Below are 2,596 nucleotides of genomic sequence, written 5' to 3'. Positions count from 1 at the left end.
TCCTCCCAGTCCGCCAGGAAGCGCTCCAGCCCGCGGTCCGTCAGCGGGTGCTCCAGCAGCTTCATCATCGTCTCGAACGGCATCGTGGCCACGTCGGCCCCCGCCAGGGCCGCCCGCTTCACGTGGGTGGGATGCCGGATGGAGGCCGCCAGAATGTCCGTCTCGAAGCTGTAGTTGTCGTAGATCTGGCGGATCTCTTCGATGAGCGTCATCCCGTCGGAGGAGATGTCGTCAATCCGCCCGATGAAGGGGCTGATGTAGTCCGCCCCGGCCTTCGCCGCGAGCAGCGCCTGCGTCGGCGAGAAGCAGAGCGTGCAGTTCGTGGGAATGCCCTCGTCGTCGAGGGCGCGGAGGGCCTTGATGCCGTCTTTGATGAGCGGAATTTTGACGACGACATTGTCGTGGATCTGGGCCAGGGTGTGGGCCTCCTCCATCATGCCGTCGAACTCCGTCGCCGTCACCTCTGCGGAGATGTCCCCGTCGACGGTCTCACAAATCTCCAGCACGCGCTCGTGGAAGTCCACGTTGCCCTCCGCCTTGACGAGGGACGGGTTCGTGGTCACCCCGTCCAGCACGCCCATGTCGTTGGCCTCGCGAATTTCTTCCAGGTTGGCGGTGTCTACAAAGAATTTCATGGCAAGTCGAATGTTGTTCGTGTGAACGTGTGTTTAGCGCAAGGTGGGGGCTGCGCGTCGAGCGTTGTCGACGCAGCCGGTCCGTCCTTCACTACGAATCCTTCATTTCGATGAGCGCCTCGTCGTCACCCCTCGACCAGCGTGCGGGCGGCGGCGGCGACCCGCTCGGCGGTCAGGCCGTACTCTTCCATCACGCGCTCCCCCGGCGCCGAGGCCCCAAACCGGTCCACCCCGATCGCCGTGCCGCTCGTGCCGACGTAGCGCTCCCACCCCTGGGTCACGCCCGCTTCGATGGAGACGCGGGCCTCGACCGAGGGCGGCAGCACCGTGTGCCGGTACGCCTCCGACTGGGCCTCGAACAACGCCCAGGAGGGCATGCTCACCACCTGCGCCTCGATGCCTTCGCTCTCAAGCGCTTCGGCGGCCCGGAGGGCGTGCTGCACCTCGCTTCCAGTCCCCATCAGTACTGCGTCCGGCTGTCCGTTCGTCTCTCGCAGAATATAGGCGCCCCGGTGCAGTCCCTCCGCCGCCGCCAGCCCCGTCCGGTCGAAGGTCGGCAACGTCTGCCGCGTCAGGACCAGCGCCGTCGGCCCGTCCGTGCGCTGCACCGCCGCGCCCCACGCCTGGGCCGCCTCGTTCGCGTCGGCCGGCCGGAGAAGGGCAAGGCCCGGAATCGCCCGGAGGGCCATCAGGTGCTCCACCGGCTGGTGGGTGGGCCCGTCTTCGCCGAGCCCAATCGAGTCGTGCGTAAAGACGTACACGACCGGCTGCTCCATCAGGGCACTCAGCCGGAGAGAGGGCCGTAGGTAGTCGCTAAAGATGAGGAACGTGCCGGCGTACGGCTGGATGCCCCCGTGCAGGGCCATTCCGTTCGACACTCCCGCCATTGCGTGCTCCCGCACCCCGAACCGAAGGTACCGCCCGCCCGGGCGGTCTTTCTGGAAATCCGCCCGCCCCTCCACGTCGGTCTTGTTCGACCCGGTCAGGTCCGCCGAGCCCCCGATCAAGTACCCCACCGCCGGGGCCAGTTCCTCGAGGGTGAGCCCGCTGGCCTTGCGGGTGGCCATCTCTTCGCCGGTTTCGGCGGTCGGCTCAAACGTGGGCAGCGTCTCCTCCCACCCCTCCGGCAGCCCGCGGTCCATCCACCGCTCCAGTCGGGCGGCCTGTTCGGGGTGGGCCTCTTCGTAGTCGGCCCGGAGGCCCTCCCATTCGCGTTGGGCCTTCTGCCCTTCCGCCTTCGCCGCCCGCATGTGGTCGTACACCGCGTCGGGGACGTAGAATGTCTCCTCCGTGGGCCAGCCGAGCGCCTCCTTCGCCAGCCGCACCTCCTCTTCCCCGAGCGGCGCCCCGTGGGCCGCGGCGGTGTCCTGCTTGTTCGGGCTCCCGTAGCCGATGTGGGACTGAACCCGGATCAGAGACGGCTTCTCGGGGACGGCCTTCGCCTCCTCGATCGCGGCGTCCACCGCCGAGAGATCGTTGGCGTCTTCGACGTGGGCGACGTGCCAGCCGTAGGCCTCAAACCGGCCGGCCACGTCCTCCGTGAAGGCCAGGTCGGTCGATCCGTCGATCGTGATCTGGTTGTCGTCAAAGAAGTAGATCAGCTTGCCCAGCCCGAGGTGGCCCGCCAGCGAGGCGGCCTCCTGGGAGATGCCCTCCATCAGGTCCCCGTCCGAGCAGATGGCGTACGTGTAATGGTCGAAAAGCGGGAAGCCCTCTTCGTTGAACTCGTCGGCCAGCAGCCGCTCGGCGACCGCCATGCCCACCCCGTTGGCAAAGCCCTGCCCGAGCGGCCCGGTCGTCGTCTCTACCCCGTCGGTCAGGTGGGCCTCCGGGTGGCCCGGCGTCTGGCTCCCCCACTGCCGGAAGTTTTTGATCTCCTCCATCGAAAGGTCGTAGCCGGTCAGGTGGAGCAGGCTGTACAGAAGCATCGAGGCGTGCCCCGCCGACAGCACGAACCGGTC

2 protein-coding genes are annotated in these 2,596 nt (G+C 67.8%); both read right to left on the bottom strand.

Going from position 1 to position 2,596, the window contains the following annotated elements; all coding sequences use genetic code 11:
- On the bottom strand, window positions 1-635 hold a 635-nt coding region (gene fsa, locus V5A20_RS14070), incomplete at its 3' end, for a fructose-6-phosphate aldolase (RefSeq protein ID WP_332327654.1).
- Between the two features lie 125 nt (window positions 636-760).
- Window positions 761-2,596 (bottom strand): transketolase (gene tkt, locus V5A20_RS14065; protein ID WP_332327653.1); only part of this gene is annotated, 1,836 nt, incomplete at its 5' end.

This window comes from Salinibacter sp., assembly GCF_036626415.1.
Taxonomy (GTDB): Bacteria; Bacteroidota; Rhodothermia; order Rhodothermales; family Salinibacteraceae; genus Salinibacter.
Note: the sequence above shows the minus strand (reverse complement) of the source record. Positions and strands in the feature narration are given on the sequence as shown.